Source organism: Pseudomonas phoenicis (assembly GCF_047302395.1).
In the GTDB taxonomy this organism is placed as follows: Bacteria; Pseudomonadota; Gammaproteobacteria; order Pseudomonadales; family Pseudomonadaceae; genus Aquipseudomonas.
Genome location: NZ_CP154852.1, coordinates 2,544,584 through 2,559,926, shown reverse-complemented (window position 1 = coordinate 2,559,926; position 15,343 = coordinate 2,544,584). Strand labels below are relative to the sequence as shown.

The following is a 15,343-nucleotide window of genomic DNA, read 5'->3' as shown; positions in this document are numbered from 1 at the left end:
CCTCCTTCAGTTGGCGGCCACGACGCGGCCACGGCATTCGCCGAAGCCGATGCTGGCCACGCCCTCGCGCACGCAACGCCCGCGCAGGATGACTTCGTCACCGTCTTCGAGAAAGCTGCGCTGCTCGCCATTGCTCAGGCGCACTGGCTGTTTGCCGCCTTCGGTGATCTCCAGCAGGCTGCCGTAGGCGCCCTGCCCGGCCCCGGACAGCGTGCCCGAACCGAACAGGTCGCCCGGTTGCAGTTGGCAGCCGTTGACGCTGTGGTGCGCCACCAGTTGGGCCACGGTCCAGTACATGCTCAAGCTGTTGCTCAGGGCCAGGCGCTCGGGCGCTTGGCCTTGTTCGCGCATGCGCTCGGTGAGCAACAGCACTTCCAGCTCGATGTCGAAGGCACCCTGAGCCTGGTCGTCGGCGTCGAACAGATAGGCCAGCGGTTGCGGATCTCCATCGGGACGTGGCGGCTGCGCGCAGCGGAACGGCGCCAACGCCTCGGCGGTGATGACCCAGGGCGACAGGCTGGTGATGAAACTCTTCGACAGGAACGGCCCCAGCGGCTGGTACTCCCAGGCCTGGATGTCGCGCGCCGACCAGTCGTTGAGCAGGCACAGACCGGCGACGTGCGCGCCCGCCCGGGCGATGTCGATGGCCTCGCCCATGGCGTTGCCCTGGCCGATCCAGACCCCCAGTTCCAGTTCGTAGTCGAGCCGTGCGCACGGGCCGAAGCGCGGCGAGCGCTCGCCTGCCGGCAGCGTCTGGCCTTTGGGACGGCGCACGTCGACGCCGCTCGGGCGCAGGGTCGAGGCGCGGCCGTGGTAACCGATCGGCACGTACTTGTAGTTGGCCAGCAGCGGGTTGTCGGGGCGGAACAGTTTGCCGACGTTGGTGGCGTGCTGAATGCCCACGTAGAAATCGGTGTAGTCGCCGACCCGCGCCGGCAGGTGCATCTCGCAGTCCTGGGTCGGGTACAGCAGCGGGCGCAGGATCGCCTGATGCTCGCTGTGTTCGCCGAGCAGCACCGTCAAGCGTTCGCGCAAGGCCACGCGCGGACCGCTGCCGAGGGTGAACAAGTCGTTGAGCGAATCGCTCGACGCGGCCTCGGCCGCAACCCTGGCCTGACCATCGAACAACCCGGCATCCAGTACCGCCGGCAAGTCGAGGATCGCTTCGCCGATGGCGACCCCGGCGCGGCGCGCTTCGCCCGGCCGGCTGAAGATGCCCAGGGGCAGGTTCTGCAACGGGAAGTCGCGATGCCCGTTGGCGTGTTCCACCCAGCTGAGGGTGATGGAGGACGGCTTCATGGTTTGGCTCCCTGCGGATCGAAAGTCGTCGCCAGGCTGGCCCAGCAGCGGTCGTAGTCGGTTTGCAATTGCGGGCTGCGCATCGCCTGACGGCTGGGGCGCAGCACCTGGCTGGTCTCGAACATGAAGGCCATGGTGCCGTCGATCTTGTGCGGGGCCAGTTCGGCGGCGATGGCCTTTTCGCAGGTCTCGGCGTCGGGGCCATGGGCGCTCATGCACGGGTGCAGCGACACGCCGCCTGGCAGGAAGCCCTCGGCCTTGGCGTCGTAAGCGCCAGCGATCAGGCCCATGAACTCGTTCATCAGGTTGCGGTGGAACCACGGCGGGCGGAACGTGTTCTCCGCCACCATCCAGCGCGGCGGGAAGATCACGAAGTCCATGTTGGCCATGCCCGGCACGCTGCTAGGCGAGGTCAAAACGGTGAAGATCGACGGGTCGGGGTGGTCGTAGCTCACCGTACCGAGGGTATTGAAGGTCCGCAGGTCGTACTTGTACGGCACGTTGTTGCCGTGCCAGGCCACGACGTCGAGCGGCGAATGGTTCAGCTCGCAACCCCAGAACTGGCCGAGGAACTTCTGCACCAGTTGCACGGGGCCGGTGGTGTCTTCGTAGTGGGCGACCGGCGCGAGGAAATCGCGCGGGTTGGCCAGGCCGTTGCTGCCGATCGGTCCCAGGTCGGGAATGCGCAATGCGGCGCCGTGGTTTTCCGCCAGATACCCGCGGGCTTCGCCATCGGGCAGCTCCACGCGAAACTTCATGCCGCGCGGGATCACGGCGATCTCCAGCGGCTCCAGTTGCAACACGCCCAGTTCGGTGACGATGCGCAGGCGACCCATTTCCGGTACCACCAGCAGTTCGCCGTCGGCATCGTAGAACGCCCGCTGCATCGACTGGTTGGCTGCGTAGAGGTAGACGCTGACGCCGCTGGGGGCCTCGGGGGCGGCAGTCGCCGCCATGGGCGACCAGCCGTCGATGAAGTCGGTCGGCTCGGCCGGCAGGGGCTGCGGATTCCAGCGCAGGCGGTTGGGCGTGATCTCCCCTGCGGCCTCGGCCAACGGTTGCCGCGCCAGGCGCTCGAAGCGCGGATGCAGGGCGCTCGGCCGCAAGCGGTACAGCCAGCTGCGGCGCTGCTCGTGGCGCGGCATGGTGAAGGCGGTGCCGGACAACTGCTCGGCATACAGCCCATAAGGCGCCCGCTGCGGGGAATTGCACCCCTGCGGCAGGCTGCCCGGCAGGGCTTCACTGGCGAATTCGTTGGCGAAACCGCTGAGGTACTGCACATCGGCGGACGGGGTGGGCTGCATGGGACCTCCGGATCGGGCGGGCTGCCAAGCGGTATGGCACCGCAGCAAGCTCGCTGAATTGTATTTATCGTAATCGGATTACGTATAACGTAATTTGCTCAATCCCAGGCGTCAAGCTATAAGGTCGCCACCTCCACCGGAAGAACCTTGCGATGACCCAGCCCCAAACGCCTGCCGACAGCGGCAAGCAGAAAGTCCGCTCGGCAGAAGTCGGCACCGACATCCTCAAAGCCCTGGCGCAGCTCGCGCCGTCCACTTCGCTGTCGCGCCTGGCCGAATTCGTCGACATGCCCGCCAGCAAGGTGCACCGCTACCTGCAGGCACTGATCGCCAGCGGTTTCGCCGAGCAGAATACGGCCACCAACCACTACGGCCTGGGTCGCGAAGCGCTGCGCGTGGGGTTGGCCGCGCTAGGCAGCATCGATGTGCTGAAGGTCGCCGCCGAACCGCTGGCGCAGCTGCGCGACACCCTCAACGAGAGCTGTTTCATCGCGGTCTGGGGCAATCAGGGGGCGACGGTGGTCGGCATCGAGCCGGCCGTGCGTGCGGTCACGGTGGTGACGCAGATCGGTTCGGTGTTGCCGCTGCTGGGCTCGTCCACCGGCCTGGTGTTCGCCGCCTACCTGCCCGAGCGCGAGCTCGCCGAGTTGCGTGAACAGGAACTTGCCCGCTCCAAACGCCGCGCCTGTGACTACGAGGCCACTCTTCAAGCGATCCGTAGCGAAGGGCTGCACCACATCCACGGTTTGCTGATGCCGGGAGTCGACGCCCTGTCAGCGCCGATCTTCGATGCCCAGGGCCGTATCGCGGCCGTGATGACCGTGGTCGGGCCGACCTCGATGTTCAACGCCGACAGCCAAGGCCCTGCGGCCGAGCACTTGCGTGCCGCGGCGCAGGCCAGCAGCTGGCGGATGGGTTTCCAACCGGTTTGAGGCATGGCGCCCACGCCACTGTTACCAGACGTGTAACGATGATTGTCGGCAAAGCGTGTTTTTCCGAGGAAGTCGACGGCTTATGCTCCCCTCCCCGGCCCTTGCACCCCGAACCCCCAGTGACCGGTGCCGGCCGGGACCCAGGCCGATTTTGAAGCTCCTTGATCTGCCGTCTTCCTTGGCCGCTGCCGGTGCAGCGGCTTTTTTTATGGCTGTGCCTGGCGCACCTCGTCCCAGGTGGCCTTGTGCGCCAGCGGGAACAGCGGCTGGTCGCGCAGCGCCAGATACCGTTGCAGCACCTGCGCAGGCGCTTGGGTATGGGGAAAGTGGCCAACCCCGGGCAACAGACCGATCTCGATCTCGGGCAGCACTTGTCGATAGCGCGCCAGCGCCGGCGCATTGCACAGCGGGTCGTCCGCGCCATTGATCGCCGCCAAAGGCACGTCGCCCTGCTGCAAGGCGTCGAGCCAGCGTTGGCGGTGAAGCACGCGCTCGCGCGCAAAGCCCATCAGCTTGTGCAGGATGCGCGTGCCGCGGTTGGACAGGATCAGGCTCCAGTAGTCGTCCAGGGCGCTCTCGCTCAGATGGGTGTCCAGGCGGTGGGTTTGCGACAGGCTGCGCACCAGATCTTCCCTGCCGAAGGCACGCCCCACCAGCCACCCCAAAGGGCTGAGCAACAGCTTGTGGGCCATTTGCAGAGGGTGGCATTCGGGCAGCAGGCCGGTGCTGAGAAACACACAGCTGGCCAGCTCGGCGCGGCCTTCGCGGTGCCGAGCCAATAGCTCCTGGGCCACATGGCCGCCGTAGTCGTGTGCCAGCACGTGCACCGGCTGGTCGATGCGCAGGTGCCACAACAGCGCCTGCTGCAGGTCGGCTTGGGCCAGCAGGTTGTAGTTATGGTCGAGGGGCTTGGCCGAATCGCCGAAGCCGAGCATGTCGCAGGCGATCAGGCGAAAGCGCTGGGCCAGCGGCGCCCACAGATAGTGCCAGTCCCAACTGGCCATGGGGAAGCCATGCAGCAACAGCAGCGGTTCGCCCTGCCCGGCCGTCCAGTAGCGCACGCTCTGCCCGGCGAAGGTGAAGGACTGCGCACGTGTGCGCCAGACACAAAGGGGGATCTCGGCGAGGGGCATCAGGCGCGCCCCCCCGGTTCGGTGCAACGGGAGGCCATCAAGACTGCACGCATGACGAATCACCTCTTGGCACATGGGTGTGCTCTCGCTCTCGAGGTCGAGTCTAGCCAGGGCGGTCTGGGCGCTGCGTCGCGTTGGCAGCCAGCTTGATGGCCGTACGGGACAGCGGTAAGCGCTGCCTGATGGGCGGGCGGCCTCTAGCGTGCTTTCAGGGCGGCCGCGAACTGCGCCAGCCACGGCTGGGCGTCGGTCTCCGGTGTGACCGTTTCGGCAGCGTCCAGGCGCAACATCGGCAGCACGGCCTGCACGCCCAACTCCTCGAACAGCTCGACCATCAACTCGCCGCCGCCGCAGAAGGTGTCGTAGCTCGAATCGCCCAGGCCGATCACCGCGCCCGGCAGACCGCGCCAACTGGCGGGCAAGGTGTCCTTGAGTTCGCTATACAGGCCCAGCAGGTTATCGGGCAACTCGCCCATGCCGGTGGTCGACGTCACGGCCAGCACCGCCTCGGGAGCGAAACGGAGGATGTCGTCGAGGGTGGCGCGCTGGGCATGCCAGGCCTGCAAACCGGCGTCGACGAGCTCGGATTTGGCATGGCGGGCGACGTCTTCGGCTGCGCCATAGACCGAGCCGCACAGGATGGCGATTTTCATCGGGAAGGGATTTCCAGCAGTGAATGAAGTCGTAGGATACTGGCTTTCGACGCGCGCGAAAAAGCACGCTGCCGGTGTCGTCCCTCTTCTTTCAGGTCTTGCCGATGATCAATCCCTACTTGCTGCAGTCGATGGTCGATGCCTCCAACGACGGCATCGTGGTCGCCGAACGCGAAGGCGAGGACACCATCCTCATCTACATGAATCCCGCCTTCGAACGGCTGACCGGTTACGCCAGCAGCGAAGCGCTGTACCAGGACTGCCGCTTCCTGCAGGGCGAGGACCGCGACCAACTGGCCCGCGTGCGCATCCGCCGCGCCATGGCCGAACACCAGCCCTGCCGCGAAGTGCTGCGCAACTACCGCAAGGACGGCCAGGCATTCTGGAACGAGCTGTCGATCACCCCGCTGCACGACCCCATCTCGCAGCGCACCTACTACATCGGCATCCAGAAAGACGTGACCCGCCAGGTCGAGCTGGAGCGTCAGTTGGCCGAGACGCAGGCGGCGTTGGCGGCGCTGAGCACGAACCCGGCGTAGGCGCGGCATCGCCTCTCAAGTATCGAGCTGCCCTGCCAGGAAGGCGCGCAAACGCTGGCGCATCACCGTTCCCTGCGCGCCCAGACATGCCACTGGGCCACCCTGCAACAACGGCTCGGCCGATTCGGTCACCTCCCCGGCCAACGCCAAGGGGCAGGTCAACCCACAGGTGACCTGGGCCAACCGGCGGCCCAGTTCGGCCGGTCGGTGGTGATGGGCGAACAGCACCAACGCATCCGCCGCGCGCCGCTCGCAGATCAACGCCAGCTCGGCCAGCGGCTGACCCAAAGGCAATACGGTCACCGCCGTGTGGGCATCGCTCAACAGCAAACCGGCCACCAACAGCTCCAGCTTGTGCGCCTGTTCGTTCAGGGGCGCCACCAGCACCTGCAAGCGGCCCTCGACAGGCTGCGCGCGCAGCTGGTCCAGCACCTGATGGCGCAGGAACTGATCGAGACACAGCCTCTCGCTGACTTGGCCATAGGCCCCATCGGCGCGTCGCAGTGAAGTCCACAGCGGCATCCACACCTGCTCGAACAGCACATCCTGGCCCAGGGCAGCCAGCCCCTGCCGGTGCACCTCGGCCAGGCGCTGACGGTCGAAATCGGCCAAGGCCGTGCGCGCCTGCGCATGCCAGCCCTCGGCCAGCGCCTGGGTGGCCGGCGTACCGCGGGCCAGGATGCGCGCGATCCGGCTCACCGGCACGCCACGCTCGAGCCAGGCCTGGATGCTGTGGATGGTGTCGATGTCGGCCTGGCTGTACAGGCGGTGGCCGGCGTCGGTGCGGGTCGGTTGCAGCAGCCCGTGGCGACGCTCCCAGGCGCGCAAGGTCACCGCGTTGACGCCAGTGTCGCGCGCCACCTCGCCAATGGCGTGCAGCACCGGCTCCTGATCCTGCTCTGCCGGGCAGCCGGCGTACCGTCGATTCATGGGACCGCTGTCTGCTGTGGAAAGAGCCGCCCAGTGTACGTCGGGAGGCCTGGCCCGGCGAGCGCAGCCGCCCGATGGCGTTCATCCCTGCTGGCCCACGGCAGGCGGCGGCGTGCCCGCACAGGGGGAAACAGTTCGGGTATGCTTGGCCCTATCGCAAGGACACCACGGTCGACCGCCCCGAACATGAACAGCCCCATCCTTCTCACCGGCGCCAGCCAGCGTGTCGGGCTGGCCTTGGCCCAGGCCCTGGCGCAGGCTGGCCACACGGTGGTCTGCGCCAGCCGCAGCCAGCCGCCGGCGCACCCGAACCTGCTGCACTTCGAAGCCGACCTGTGCCGAGTCGCCGACCGCGAGGCGCTGGTCGCCCACCTGCGACGCCACTGCACCAGCCTGCGCGCCGTGATCCACAACGCCTCGCTGTGGCTCGACGACAGCCTGGACAACCTCGACACCATGTTCCGCCTGCACGTCGAGGCGCCCTATCACCTGAACCTGGCACTGGGCGAGCTGCTGCAAGGCGCCGGCAAGGCCGACATCATCCACATCTGCGACGAAACCTCCTCGCGTGGCAGCAAGAGCCACATCGGCTACGCCGCCACCAAGGCCGCCCTGCAGAACATGGTGCTGTCGTTCGCCGAGAAGTACGCGCCGCAGGTGCGGGTCAACGGCATCCTGCCCGGCCTGCTGATGTTCAAGCCCGAGGGCGACGAAGCCTACCGCCAGCACGCCCTGCAAAAAGCCCTGCTCGAATTCGAACCCGGCCCCCAGCCACTGATCGAAGCCGTACTGTTCCTGCTTCAAAGCCAGTACAGCACCGGCAGCCAAGTGACGATCAACGGCGGCCGACACCTGAAGAACCGCATGCTCTGAGAGCCGATACCATGACCCCACAGCAACAGCTCGAACTCGAAGCCGCCGCGTTTCGCCGCCTGGTCGGCCACCTGCAACAGCGCACCGACGTGCAGAACATCGACCTGATGAACCTCTCCGGTTTCTGCCGCAACTGCCTGTCCAAGTGGTACAAGGCCGCCGCCGACGAGCAGCAGGTCGAACTCAGCCTCGACGAGGCCCGCGAAGCGGTATACGGCATGCCTTACGCCGAATGGAAAGCCCACTACCAGAAAGAAGCCAACGCCGAGCAACAGGCGGCGTTCGACCAAAGGAAAGCACCGTGACCGATCTCTTGACCCTGCGCACTTCGCTCAACAGCGGCGAGCATGCCTTCGCGGACACGCTGGCGTTCGTCGCCGAGCATTACCGCTACACGCCGCAAGGCTTCGACAACAATGGGTTGGTCAGCGCCGCCGGGCAGAACGAAGGGTCGTGCAAGACCCTCGGCCTGGCCTTGCTGGAAAACTTCACCAAGGATGAGGCGCTGTTGGCGTTCGGCGAGCACTACCGCGATGTGCTGAACACGCCCGAAGGCAGCGACCACGGCAACATCCGCGCGCTGATGAACGCCGGTCTGGCGGGGGTGACGTTCCAGGCGCAGCCGCTGCAGCGGTTGGACTGAGGTAACGCCTGGACAGGCAGGACCGCTGCGAGGGGTCGGCACCCTTCCCTCTTCGCGCAGCAGTCCTTGATGGAGCGCCGAACCCATGCAGGTCGGTTCGACGCTCGCTCGCCCAGGCGGGTGAGCCCGGCCTGGGCGCTGGCGGCTTACAGCTCGATGCAGTCGAACTTCACATCGGTCGCCACGTCGGCGTCGTAATCGACATCGGCGCGTTCGAAGCCGAACAGATTGAGGAACTCCTTCTTGTAACCGGCGTAGTCGGTCACTTCGAACAGGTTCTCGGTGGTGACCTGCGGCCACAGCGCCTTGCAGGCGTCCTGCACGTCGTCGCGCAGCTCCCAGTCGTCCAGGCGCAGGCGGCGCTTCTCGTCCACCTCGGCCGGCTGGCCGTCGGTGCGGTACAGGCGCTCGCGGAACATGCGGTTGAGCTGGTCGCCGGTGCCTTCGTGCACGCCCTTCTCCTGCATGATCTTGAACACCATCGACAGGTACAGCGGCATCACCGGGATGGCCGAGCTGGCCTGGGTCACCACCGATTTGAGCACCGCCACGTTGGCGCCACCCTGTACCTGCGAGGCCAGTTTCTCGTCCAGGCGCAGGGCGGTGTCGTCCAGGTCCTGCTTGGCCTTGCCCAGGGCGCCATGCCAGTAGATCGGCCAGGTGATTTCCGTACCGATGTAGCTGAAGGCCACGGTACGTGCGCCGTCGGCCAGTACGTCGGCATCGGCCAGTGCGTCGATCCACAGCTGCCAGTCCTGGCCGCCCATGACGGTGACGGTGTCGGCGATCTCCTGCTCCGAGGCCGGCTCGATACTGGCTTCGGTGATGACGTCCTTGTTGGTGTCGATGGCGGTCGACTTGTACGGCTGGCCGATGGGCTTGAGCGCCGAACGGACCACTTCACCGGTCTTGGGCAGCTTGCGCACCGGGGAGGCCAGGGAGTAGATGACCAGGTCGACCTTGCCGCCCATCTCTTGCTGGATCAGCTCGATGACCTTGGCGCGGGCTTCGTCGGAGAAGGCGTCGCCATTGATCGACTTGCTGTACAGCCCTTCGGCCTTGGCGAACTTGTCGAACGCCGCCGAGTTGTACCAGCCGGCGGTGCCGGCCTTGGTTTCGCTGCCGGGCTTTTCGAAGAACACACCCAGGGTGTCGGCCTTGAAGCCGAAGGCTGCGGTGATGCGCGCAGCCAGGCCATAACCGCTGGAGGCGCCGATGACCAGGACCTTCTTCGGACCATCTTCGCGCACGCCCAGTTTGCGGGTAGCTTCGATCTGATCACGGACGTTGAGCTCGCAGCCCTTCGGGTGGGTCGTGGTGCAGATGAAACCGCGAACCTTAGGATGAATGATGGCCAATGTCTGTACCTCGTCAGGTGTTGTGCAGGCTGCGCTCGCGGCGAAGGCGAGCGCATGCGTGTCTGGAGTTTCCGGGATTTCTGGGAGGGTGAGACTACACCCGTCCACGCCGCGACACATCTTAAGGGCTGTGCCGCAGGTTTCAAACACTCACGCAATCGCCACCAATCGCCGATATTGATTTGAAAAGGCGATCAATCGCCTAGAAAAACAAACTTCTCAAGCTCGGCGAGGACGTGGATGCTGTGGGGCTTTCCAGCCTGTCCAGGGAGCACCGCCATGAACGAAGTCGCCATCGTCGCCGCCACCCGCACTGCCATCGGCAGCTTCCAGGGAGCACTGGCCACGGTCTCCGCCGTCGAGCTGGGCGCTGTGGTGATCCGCCGCCTGCTGGCGCAGACCGGCCTGGACCCGGCCCAGGTCGACGAAGTGATCCTCGGCCAGGTGCTGACCGCCGGCAGCGGGCAGAACCCGGCGCGGCAGAGCGCGGTCAAGGCCGGCCTGCCCCATGCGGTGCCGGCCCTGACCCTGAACAAGGTCTGCGGCTCGGGCCTCAAGGCCATCCACCTGGGTGCCCAGGCGATTCGCTGCGGCGACGCCGAGGTGGTGATCGCCGGCGGCCAGGAGAACATGAGCCTGGCGCCCTACGTGTTGCCCAGCGCCCGTACCGGGCAACGCATGGGCCATGGGCAGATGCTCGACAGCATGATCACCGATGGGCTGTGGGACGCCTTCAACGACTACCACATGGGCATCACCGCCGAGAATCTGGTCGAGGCTTACGGCCTGACCCGCGAGCAGCAGGACGCCTTCGCCGCCGAATCGCAGCGCAAGGCCCTGGCGGCCATCGACAGCGGACGCTTCAGCGACGAGATCACCCCTGTGCACATTCCACAGCGCAAGGGCGAACCGACCGTCTTCGCCATCGACGAGCAGCCGCGCCCCGGCACCACCGCCGAGGCATTGGGCAAGCTGCGCCCGGCCTTTCGCAAGGACGGCAGCGTCACCGCCGGCAACGCGTCGACGCTCAACGACGGCGCGGCGGCCGTACTGCTGATGAGCGTGGCCAAGGCCGAGGCGTTGGGGCTGCCGATCCTGGCGCGCATCGCGGCGTACGCCAGCGCCGGTGTCGACCCGGCGGTCATGGGCATCGGCCCGGTTTCGGCCACCCGTCGCTGCCTGGACAAGGCCGGCTGGCGGATGCAGGACCTGGACCTGATCGAAGCCAACGAAGCTTTCGCCGCCCAGGCGCTGGCGGTGGGCCAGGAACTGCAGTGGGACGCGGCGCGGGTCAACGTCAACGGCGGTGCCATCGCCTTGGGCCACCCCATCGGCGCTTCGGGCTGCCGGGTGCTGGTGACGCTCCTGCACGAAATGCTCAAGCGCGACGCGCACAAGGGCCTGGCGACGCTGTGCATCGGCGGCGGGCAAGGTGTGGCGTTGGCCATCGAGCGTTGACCGCATGCGGAACTGCGCGCCCTGTATCAAGACCCGATCTCGCACCCGATTGTGGGAGCGACCGGTTCGGCGCTCCGATCAGCCGCGATGGCCGGCACAGCCGGCCCAACGGTCGCGCCACGGTGTCACCCCCCTGGGATGAATCAGAACCCGCCCTTCGGCAACCCTCCCCAACTCAACCACACCGCTCAGGCATAATGCCGGCCCTCACCTGCCCCGACCGGTCTGACGCGTCCGTCGCCCGGCAGCCCCCGAACCGTGCAGGCAGCCCTACCTTGACCCGAGACCAACTGGAACAGCGCCAGATCCCCTTGTACTTCGCCGCCGTGGCACTCGCCGTCGCAGCCGGGCTGTCGGCGCCTGGCGTCGCGGCTGGCCTCACCGGTTTGATCAGCCCCGCCATCGCCGTACTGATGTACGCCATGTTCCTGCAAATCCCCTTCCTCGACATGCGCGCCAGCCTGCCCAGAGGCCGCTTCATGGCGGCCCTGCTGCTGGCCAATTTCGTCCTGGTGCCGCTGTTGGTGTGGGTAGGCACGCGCAGCCTGGTCGGGCATCCGGCGCTGTTGGTCGGCGCGTTGCTGGTGCTGTTGACGCCCTGCATCGACTACGTGGTGGTGTTCACCCACCTGGGCAAGGGCGATGCCCGTTCGATGCTCGCCGCCACGCCGGTGCTGCTGCTGGTGCAGTTGCTGCTGCTACCGATCTTCATGACCGCGATGATGGCCGAGGGAATGACGCTACAGCTCACCCTCACACCTTTCCTCAGCGCCTTCCTGGGCCTGATCGCGCTGCCGCTGCTGCTGGCCGTCGCCACCAGCGCCGGCGCCCGGCGCTTCGCCGGCATGGCGGCCTGGGACAGGGCCTGTGCCTGGCTGCCGGTGCCGGCCATGGCGCTGGTGTTGATGCTGGTGGTGGCGTCGCAGATCGGCGAGGTGCTGGCCGATGTGGGCCGGCTGCTGCCGGTATTGCCCGTGTACGTCGGTTTCGCCGTCCTAGCGCCGTGCATCGGCCTGCTCGTGGCCCGGCTGTGGCGCCTGCCCTTGCAGCAGGCACGCGCACTCGCCTTCAGCAGCGCCACGCGCAACTCGCTGGTGGTACTGCCCCTGGCTCTGGCCCTGCCACCCGAGCTGCGCACGCTCGCGGCCGCAGCGGTGATGACCCAGACCTTGGTGGAGCTGGTGGCCGAGCTGATCTACGTGCGCTTGCTGCCGGTGCTGATCCGACGCTGAGGCACGTCGAGCCCCGAGCGGTCTGGCGCGTCGATGGCCAGGCCGTGCTTCACTCCAGCGCAGCCGCAGGCCCGAAGAACTCGAAACGACTTTGCTCAGGCGGCACGCCCAACGCCGCGAGCTGACGCTTGATCGCCGCCATGAACGGCTTCGGTCCGAGGAAATACACATCCACATCGCGCTCGACGGGCAGCCATTGGCCGAGCAGTGCCTGGCTCATCAAGCCGACCGCCTGGGCAGGCGCGCTGCCATCGTCTTCGGCATAGCAGTAGAAGCGCTCGAGCTGTGGATGCGCCGCCGCCAGCGCATCGACGGTGTCGCGGAAGGCATGCACACCGGCGTTGCGTGCGCAGTGGATGAAGCGCACCGGCCGGCCGCTTTCCAGGGCCGCTTGCAGCATGGCCAACGTCGGCGTGATGCCCACGCCGCCGCTGATCAGTACCAGCGGTTTGTCGCTGGCCGTGAGGGTGAAATCACCGGCTGGCGGAAACAGTTGCAGCACATCGCCCACCTGCAACCGATCGTGCAGGTAATTGGACACCTTGCCGCCCGCCTCGCGCTTGACGCTGATGCGGTACTCACGGCCATCGCACAGCGCCGACAGAGAGTAGTTGCGGCGCTGCTCGCAGCCGTCGACGAACACCTGCAGGCCGATGTACTGGCCGGGCTCGGCCTTGAGCACCGGCTGGCCATCGACCGGGGCGAAGTAGAAGGACACGATTTCCGCGCTCTCCTGCTCGCGGCGCGCCAACCTGAAGGCACGTGCACCGCGCCAGCCGCCCGTGGCCTGCTCCTTGGCTCGGTACAAGCCTTCTTCGGCACCGATGAGGATGTCCGCCAGTTGGCCGTAGGCCGCGCCCCAAGCATCGATCACCGCAGGCGTGGCGATGTCTTCGCCGAGCACTTCCCTGATGGCCCGCAGCAGGCAGGCACCGACGATCGGGTAATGTTCAGGGAGGATTTGCAGCGCCACGTGCTTGTTGATGATCTGCCTGACCAAGCCGCCCAGCTGTTCCAGCCGGTCGATGTGCCGGGCATACATCAGCACGCCGTTGGCCAGCGCCCGGGGCTGGTCGCCGTTGGCCTGGTGGGCCTGGTTGAACAGCGGACGCACCTCGGGATGCTCGTCGAGCATCATCTTGTAGAAATGTGTGGTCAACGCTTCGCCACCGCTTTCGAGCAGTGGAACGGTGGCTTTGATGATGGCGCGTTGGTCGGCAGTGAGCATGCGGTGACTCCTAAGGCAAGCATGGAAAACGGATACCTGGATATTCCACAATGCGTGCCAACTAAAGAATCCTTTCGAATCAAGGTTTTAGAAGATCTGAGTGTCGAAATGACTCGTACGCAACTATAGTCATTTCGACTACGAGGAGTCCTTATGACTGCAACCCCTTTGCTCCGCGCCCTGCTGCCCTTGGTCCGCGACTTGTCCCGCGAACTGCCCGAAAACGAACGCTACCGCCGCCTGCTGCAAGCCCTGCGCGACCTGCTGCCCTGTGACGCCGCTGCGCTGCTGCGCCTGGACGGCGAGTGGCTGGTGCCGTTGGCGGTCGACGGCCTGACGCCCGACACCTTGGGCCGGCGGTTCAAGGTCAGCGAGCATCCACGTTTTCAGATCCTGCTGAGCCAAGCCACCCCCACCCGTTTTCCCAGCGACAGTCCGTTGCCCGATCCTTACGACGGCCTGGTCGACGCTCCCGAGGTCGATCTGCACGTGCACGACTGCATGGGCTGCCCGCTGCTGGTCGAAGACCGCCCCTGGGGCCTGCTGACCCTGGATGCCTTGCGCCCGGAGCAATTCCAGAAGGTCGAGCTGGATGCACTGCAGGCCTTCGCCAGCCTGGCCGCGGCCACCGTCACCGTAGCCGAACGCATCACCCACCTGGCCTTGCGCGCCGAAGACGAACGCCAACGCGCCGAACTCTACCGCCAGGCCAGCCACCCCGCGCGGCAGTTGATCGGCCAGAGCGAAGCCCACCGACAGCTGCTCGACCAGGTGCAACTGGTCGCGGCCAGCGAGCTGACGGTGCTGATCACCGGCGAAACCGGCGTGGGCAAAGAGCTGGTCGCCCAAGCCCTGCACCAGGCCAGCCTGCGCGCCGACAAACCCCTGATCAGCCTCAATTGCGCGGCCCTGCCCGACACGCTGGTGGAAAGCGAACTGTTCGGGCATGTGCGTGGCGCCTTCACCGGTGCCCATAGCGACCGACGCGGCAAGTTCGAGCTGGCCCATGGCGGCACGCTGTTTCTCGACGAAGTGGGCGAGTTGAGCCCGACGGTGCAGGCCAAATTGTTGCGGGTGCTGCAAAGCGGCCAGTTGCAGCGCCTGGGCTCGGACCGCGAGCACCGGGTCGATGTGCGGCTGATCGCCGCCACCAACCGCGACCTGGCCGAAGAAGTGCGCCAGGGGCGTCTGCGTGCCGACTTCTACCATCGCTTGAGCGTCTACCCGCTACGGGTGCCGCCGCTGCGCGAACGCGGGCGCGACGTTCTCTTGCTGGCCGGCACCTTCCTCGAACAGAACCGCTCGCGCCTGGGCCTGAACGGCTTGCGCCTGACCAGCGACGCGCAAGCGGCGCTGTTGCGCCATGACTGGCCGGGCAACGTCCGCGAACTGGAGCATCTGGTCGGCCGCAGCGCGCTAAAGGCACTGGGCCGTCAAGCGCAACGTCCGCGCATCCTGAGTTTGACCGCCAGCGACCTGGACCTGCCTGCGAACACAGCCAAAGCCTTGGCCAACGACGCTGTGGCGATACCGCTCATCGGACAACCCGTGGGTGACCTACGCCAAAGCACGGACGATTTCCAGCGCCAACTGATTCGCAGATCGCTTGCCGACCACGCGCAAAACCGTGCCGCCGCTGCGCGCGAGCTGGGTCTGGACCGAGCCAACCTGGGCCGCCTGTGCAAGCGTCTGGGCATCGACTGAGACGCCAATTATTCGGCAGCTAAATATTTGGCGCGCCCCACAAACTGGCCGGTTCGA

General features: G+C 66.5%; 15 protein-coding genes. 8 read left to right on the top strand and 7 right to left on the bottom strand.

Annotation, left to right across the window (positions count from 1 at the left end; genetic code table 11):
- Positions 1–6 precede the first annotated feature (6 nt).
- Together fahA and hmgA are read right to left on the bottom strand one after the other, a co-directional pair.
- Positions 7–1,299 carry a fumarylacetoacetase gene (gene fahA, locus AA0Z93_RS11460; RefSeq protein WP_413048827.1) on the bottom strand — a complete coding sequence of 431 codons (1,293 nt, stop codon included), beginning with the start codon at positions 1,297–1,299 and terminating at the stop codon, positions 7–9.
- Positions 1,296–2,603 (bottom strand): homogentisate 1,2-dioxygenase, encoded by a 1,308-nt coding sequence (gene hmgA / locus AA0Z93_RS11455; protein WP_413048828.1) that lies wholly within the window; start codon positions 2,601–2,603, stop codon positions 1,296–1,298. Before hmgA ends, fahA begins: the two co-directional genes overlap by 4 nt.
- A gap of 152 nt (positions 2,604–2,755) precedes the next feature.
- Here hmgA and AA0Z93_RS11450 point away from each other — a divergent pair, with 152 nt between their 5' ends.
- Entirely contained in the window at positions 2,756–3,535 is a 780-nt protein-coding gene (locus AA0Z93_RS11450) for an IclR family transcriptional regulator (RefSeq protein WP_413048829.1), read from the top strand.
- 206 nt (positions 3,536–3,741) lie between these two features.
- Here the strand turns inward: AA0Z93_RS11450 and AA0Z93_RS11445 are convergent, their stop codons facing one another.
- On the bottom strand, positions 3,742–4,668 hold the full coding sequence (locus tag AA0Z93_RS11445; protein ID WP_413048830.1) for an alpha/beta fold hydrolase: 927 nt from the start codon (positions 4,666–4,668) through the stop codon (positions 3,742–3,744).
- Between the two features lie 197 nt (positions 4,669–4,865).
- Positions 4,866–5,321, bottom strand: a complete 456-nt coding sequence (locus tag AA0Z93_RS11440) for a flavodoxin (protein WP_413048831.1) — start codon at positions 5,319–5,321, stop codon at positions 4,866–4,868.
- Between the two features lie 104 nt (positions 5,322–5,425).
- On the opposite strand from AA0Z93_RS11440, the gene AA0Z93_RS11435 reads away from it, so the two are divergent.
- A complete protein-coding gene (locus AA0Z93_RS11435) occupies positions 5,426–5,860 on the top strand; it encodes a PAS domain S-box protein (RefSeq protein ID WP_413048832.1) in 435 nt (144 codons plus the stop codon).
- A gap of 15 nt (positions 5,861–5,875) precedes the next feature.
- On the opposite strand, the gene AA0Z93_RS11430 is transcribed toward AA0Z93_RS11435, so the two are convergent.
- Positions 5,876–6,790: a MerR family transcriptional regulator gene (locus AA0Z93_RS11430; RefSeq protein ID WP_413048833.1), complete on the bottom strand. Its 915-nt coding sequence runs from the start codon at positions 6,788–6,790 to the stop codon at positions 5,876–5,878.
- 141 nt (positions 6,791–6,931) lie between these two features.
- Between AA0Z93_RS11430 and folM the strand changes: the two genes are divergently transcribed.
- Genes folM through AA0Z93_RS11415 form a run of 3 tightly spaced genes read left to right on the top strand, consistent with a single transcriptional unit; the run spans position 6,932 to position 8,306 of the window.
- Positions 6,932–7,663 carry a dihydromonapterin reductase gene (folM, locus tag AA0Z93_RS11425; RefSeq protein WP_413048834.1) on the top strand — a complete coding sequence of 244 codons (732 nt, stop codon included), beginning with the start codon at positions 6,932–6,934 and terminating at the stop codon, positions 7,661–7,663.
- Positions 7,664–7,674: 11 nt separating this feature from the next.
- Positions 7,675–7,968, top strand: a complete 294-nt coding sequence (locus AA0Z93_RS11420; RefSeq protein ID WP_413048835.1) for a DUF1244 domain-containing protein — start codon at positions 7,675–7,677, stop codon at positions 7,966–7,968.
- Positions 7,965–8,306: a HopJ type III effector protein gene (locus AA0Z93_RS11415; RefSeq protein ID WP_413048836.1), complete on the top strand. Its 342-nt coding sequence runs from the start codon at positions 7,965–7,967 to the stop codon at positions 8,304–8,306. Before AA0Z93_RS11420 ends, AA0Z93_RS11415 begins: the two co-directional genes overlap by 4 nt.
- A 146-nt stretch (positions 8,307–8,452) precedes the next feature.
- Here the strand turns inward: AA0Z93_RS11415 and fabV are convergent, their stop codons facing one another.
- Complete coding sequence (gene fabV, locus AA0Z93_RS11410; protein ID WP_413048837.1) at positions 8,453–9,664, bottom strand: enoyl-ACP reductase FabV; 1,212 nt, start codon at positions 9,662–9,664, stop codon at positions 8,453–8,455.
- Positions 9,665–9,943: 279 nt separating this feature from the next.
- On the opposite strand from fabV, the gene AA0Z93_RS11405 reads away from it, so the two are divergent.
- Positions 9,944–11,122, top strand: coding sequence for an acetyl-CoA C-acetyltransferase (locus tag AA0Z93_RS11405; RefSeq protein WP_413048838.1), 1,179 nt, complete (start codon positions 9,944–9,946; stop codon positions 11,120–11,122).
- 275 nt (positions 11,123–11,397) lie between these two features.
- Positions 11,398–12,354 carry an arsenic resistance protein gene (locus AA0Z93_RS11400; protein ID WP_413048839.1) on the top strand — a complete coding sequence of 319 codons (957 nt, stop codon included), beginning with the start codon at positions 11,398–11,400 and terminating at the stop codon, positions 12,352–12,354.
- Positions 12,355–12,403: 49 nt separating this feature from the next.
- Here the strand turns inward: AA0Z93_RS11400 and hmpA are convergent, their stop codons facing one another.
- Complete coding sequence (hmpA, locus tag AA0Z93_RS11395; RefSeq protein WP_413048840.1) at positions 12,404–13,582, bottom strand: NO-inducible flavohemoprotein; 1,179 nt, start codon at positions 13,580–13,582, stop codon at positions 12,404–12,406.
- A gap of 153 nt (positions 13,583–13,735) precedes the next feature.
- On the opposite strand from hmpA, the gene norR reads away from it, so the two are divergent.
- Complete coding sequence (norR, locus tag AA0Z93_RS11390; RefSeq protein ID WP_413048841.1) at positions 13,736–15,286, top strand: nitric oxide reductase transcriptional regulator NorR; 1,551 nt, start codon at positions 13,736–13,738, stop codon at positions 15,284–15,286.
- The last annotated feature ends 57 nt before the right edge of the window (positions 15,287–15,343 follow it).

What these genes read in the sequence shown, in the direction of transcription:
- AA0Z93_RS11420 (WP_413048835.1), top strand. Translation starts at nt 7,675, where the DNA reads ATGACCCCACAGCAACAGCTCGAACTCGAAGCCGCCGCGTTTCGCCGC.
- hmgA (WP_413048828.1), bottom strand. Translation starts at nt 2,603, where the DNA reads ATGCAGCCCACCCCGTCCGCCGATGTGCAGTACCTCAGCGGTTTCGCC.
- AA0Z93_RS11440 (WP_413048831.1), bottom strand. Translation starts at nt 5,321, where the DNA reads ATGAAAATCGCCATCCTGTGCGGCTCGGTCTATGGCGCAGCCGAAGAC.
- AA0Z93_RS11405 (WP_413048838.1), top strand. Translation starts at nt 9,944, where the DNA reads ATGAACGAAGTCGCCATCGTCGCCGCCACCCGCACTGCCATCGGCAGC.
- fahA (WP_413048827.1), bottom strand. Translation starts at nt 1,299, where the DNA reads ATGAAGCCGTCCTCCATCACCCTCAGCTGGGTGGAACACGCCAACGGG.
- AA0Z93_RS11430 (WP_413048833.1), bottom strand. Translation starts at nt 6,790, where the DNA reads ATGAATCGACGGTACGCCGGCTGCCCGGCAGAGCAGGATCAGGAGCCG.
- AA0Z93_RS11435 (WP_413048832.1), top strand. Translation starts at nt 5,426, where the DNA reads ATGATCAATCCCTACTTGCTGCAGTCGATGGTCGATGCCTCCAACGAC.
- folM (WP_413048834.1), top strand. Translation starts at nt 6,932, where the DNA reads ATGCTTGGCCCTATCGCAAGGACACCACGGTCGACCGCCCCGAACATG.
- hmpA (WP_413048840.1), bottom strand. Translation starts at nt 13,582, where the DNA reads ATGCTCACTGCCGACCAACGCGCCATCATCAAAGCCACCGTTCCACTG.
- norR (WP_413048841.1), top strand. Translation starts at nt 13,736, where the DNA reads ATGACTGCAACCCCTTTGCTCCGCGCCCTGCTGCCCTTGGTCCGCGAC.
- AA0Z93_RS11450 (WP_413048829.1), top strand. Translation starts at nt 2,756, where the DNA reads ATGACCCAGCCCCAAACGCCTGCCGACAGCGGCAAGCAGAAAGTCCGC.
- AA0Z93_RS11445 (WP_413048830.1), bottom strand. Translation starts at nt 4,668, where the DNA reads ATGCCCCTCGCCGAGATCCCCCTTTGTGTCTGGCGCACACGTGCGCAG.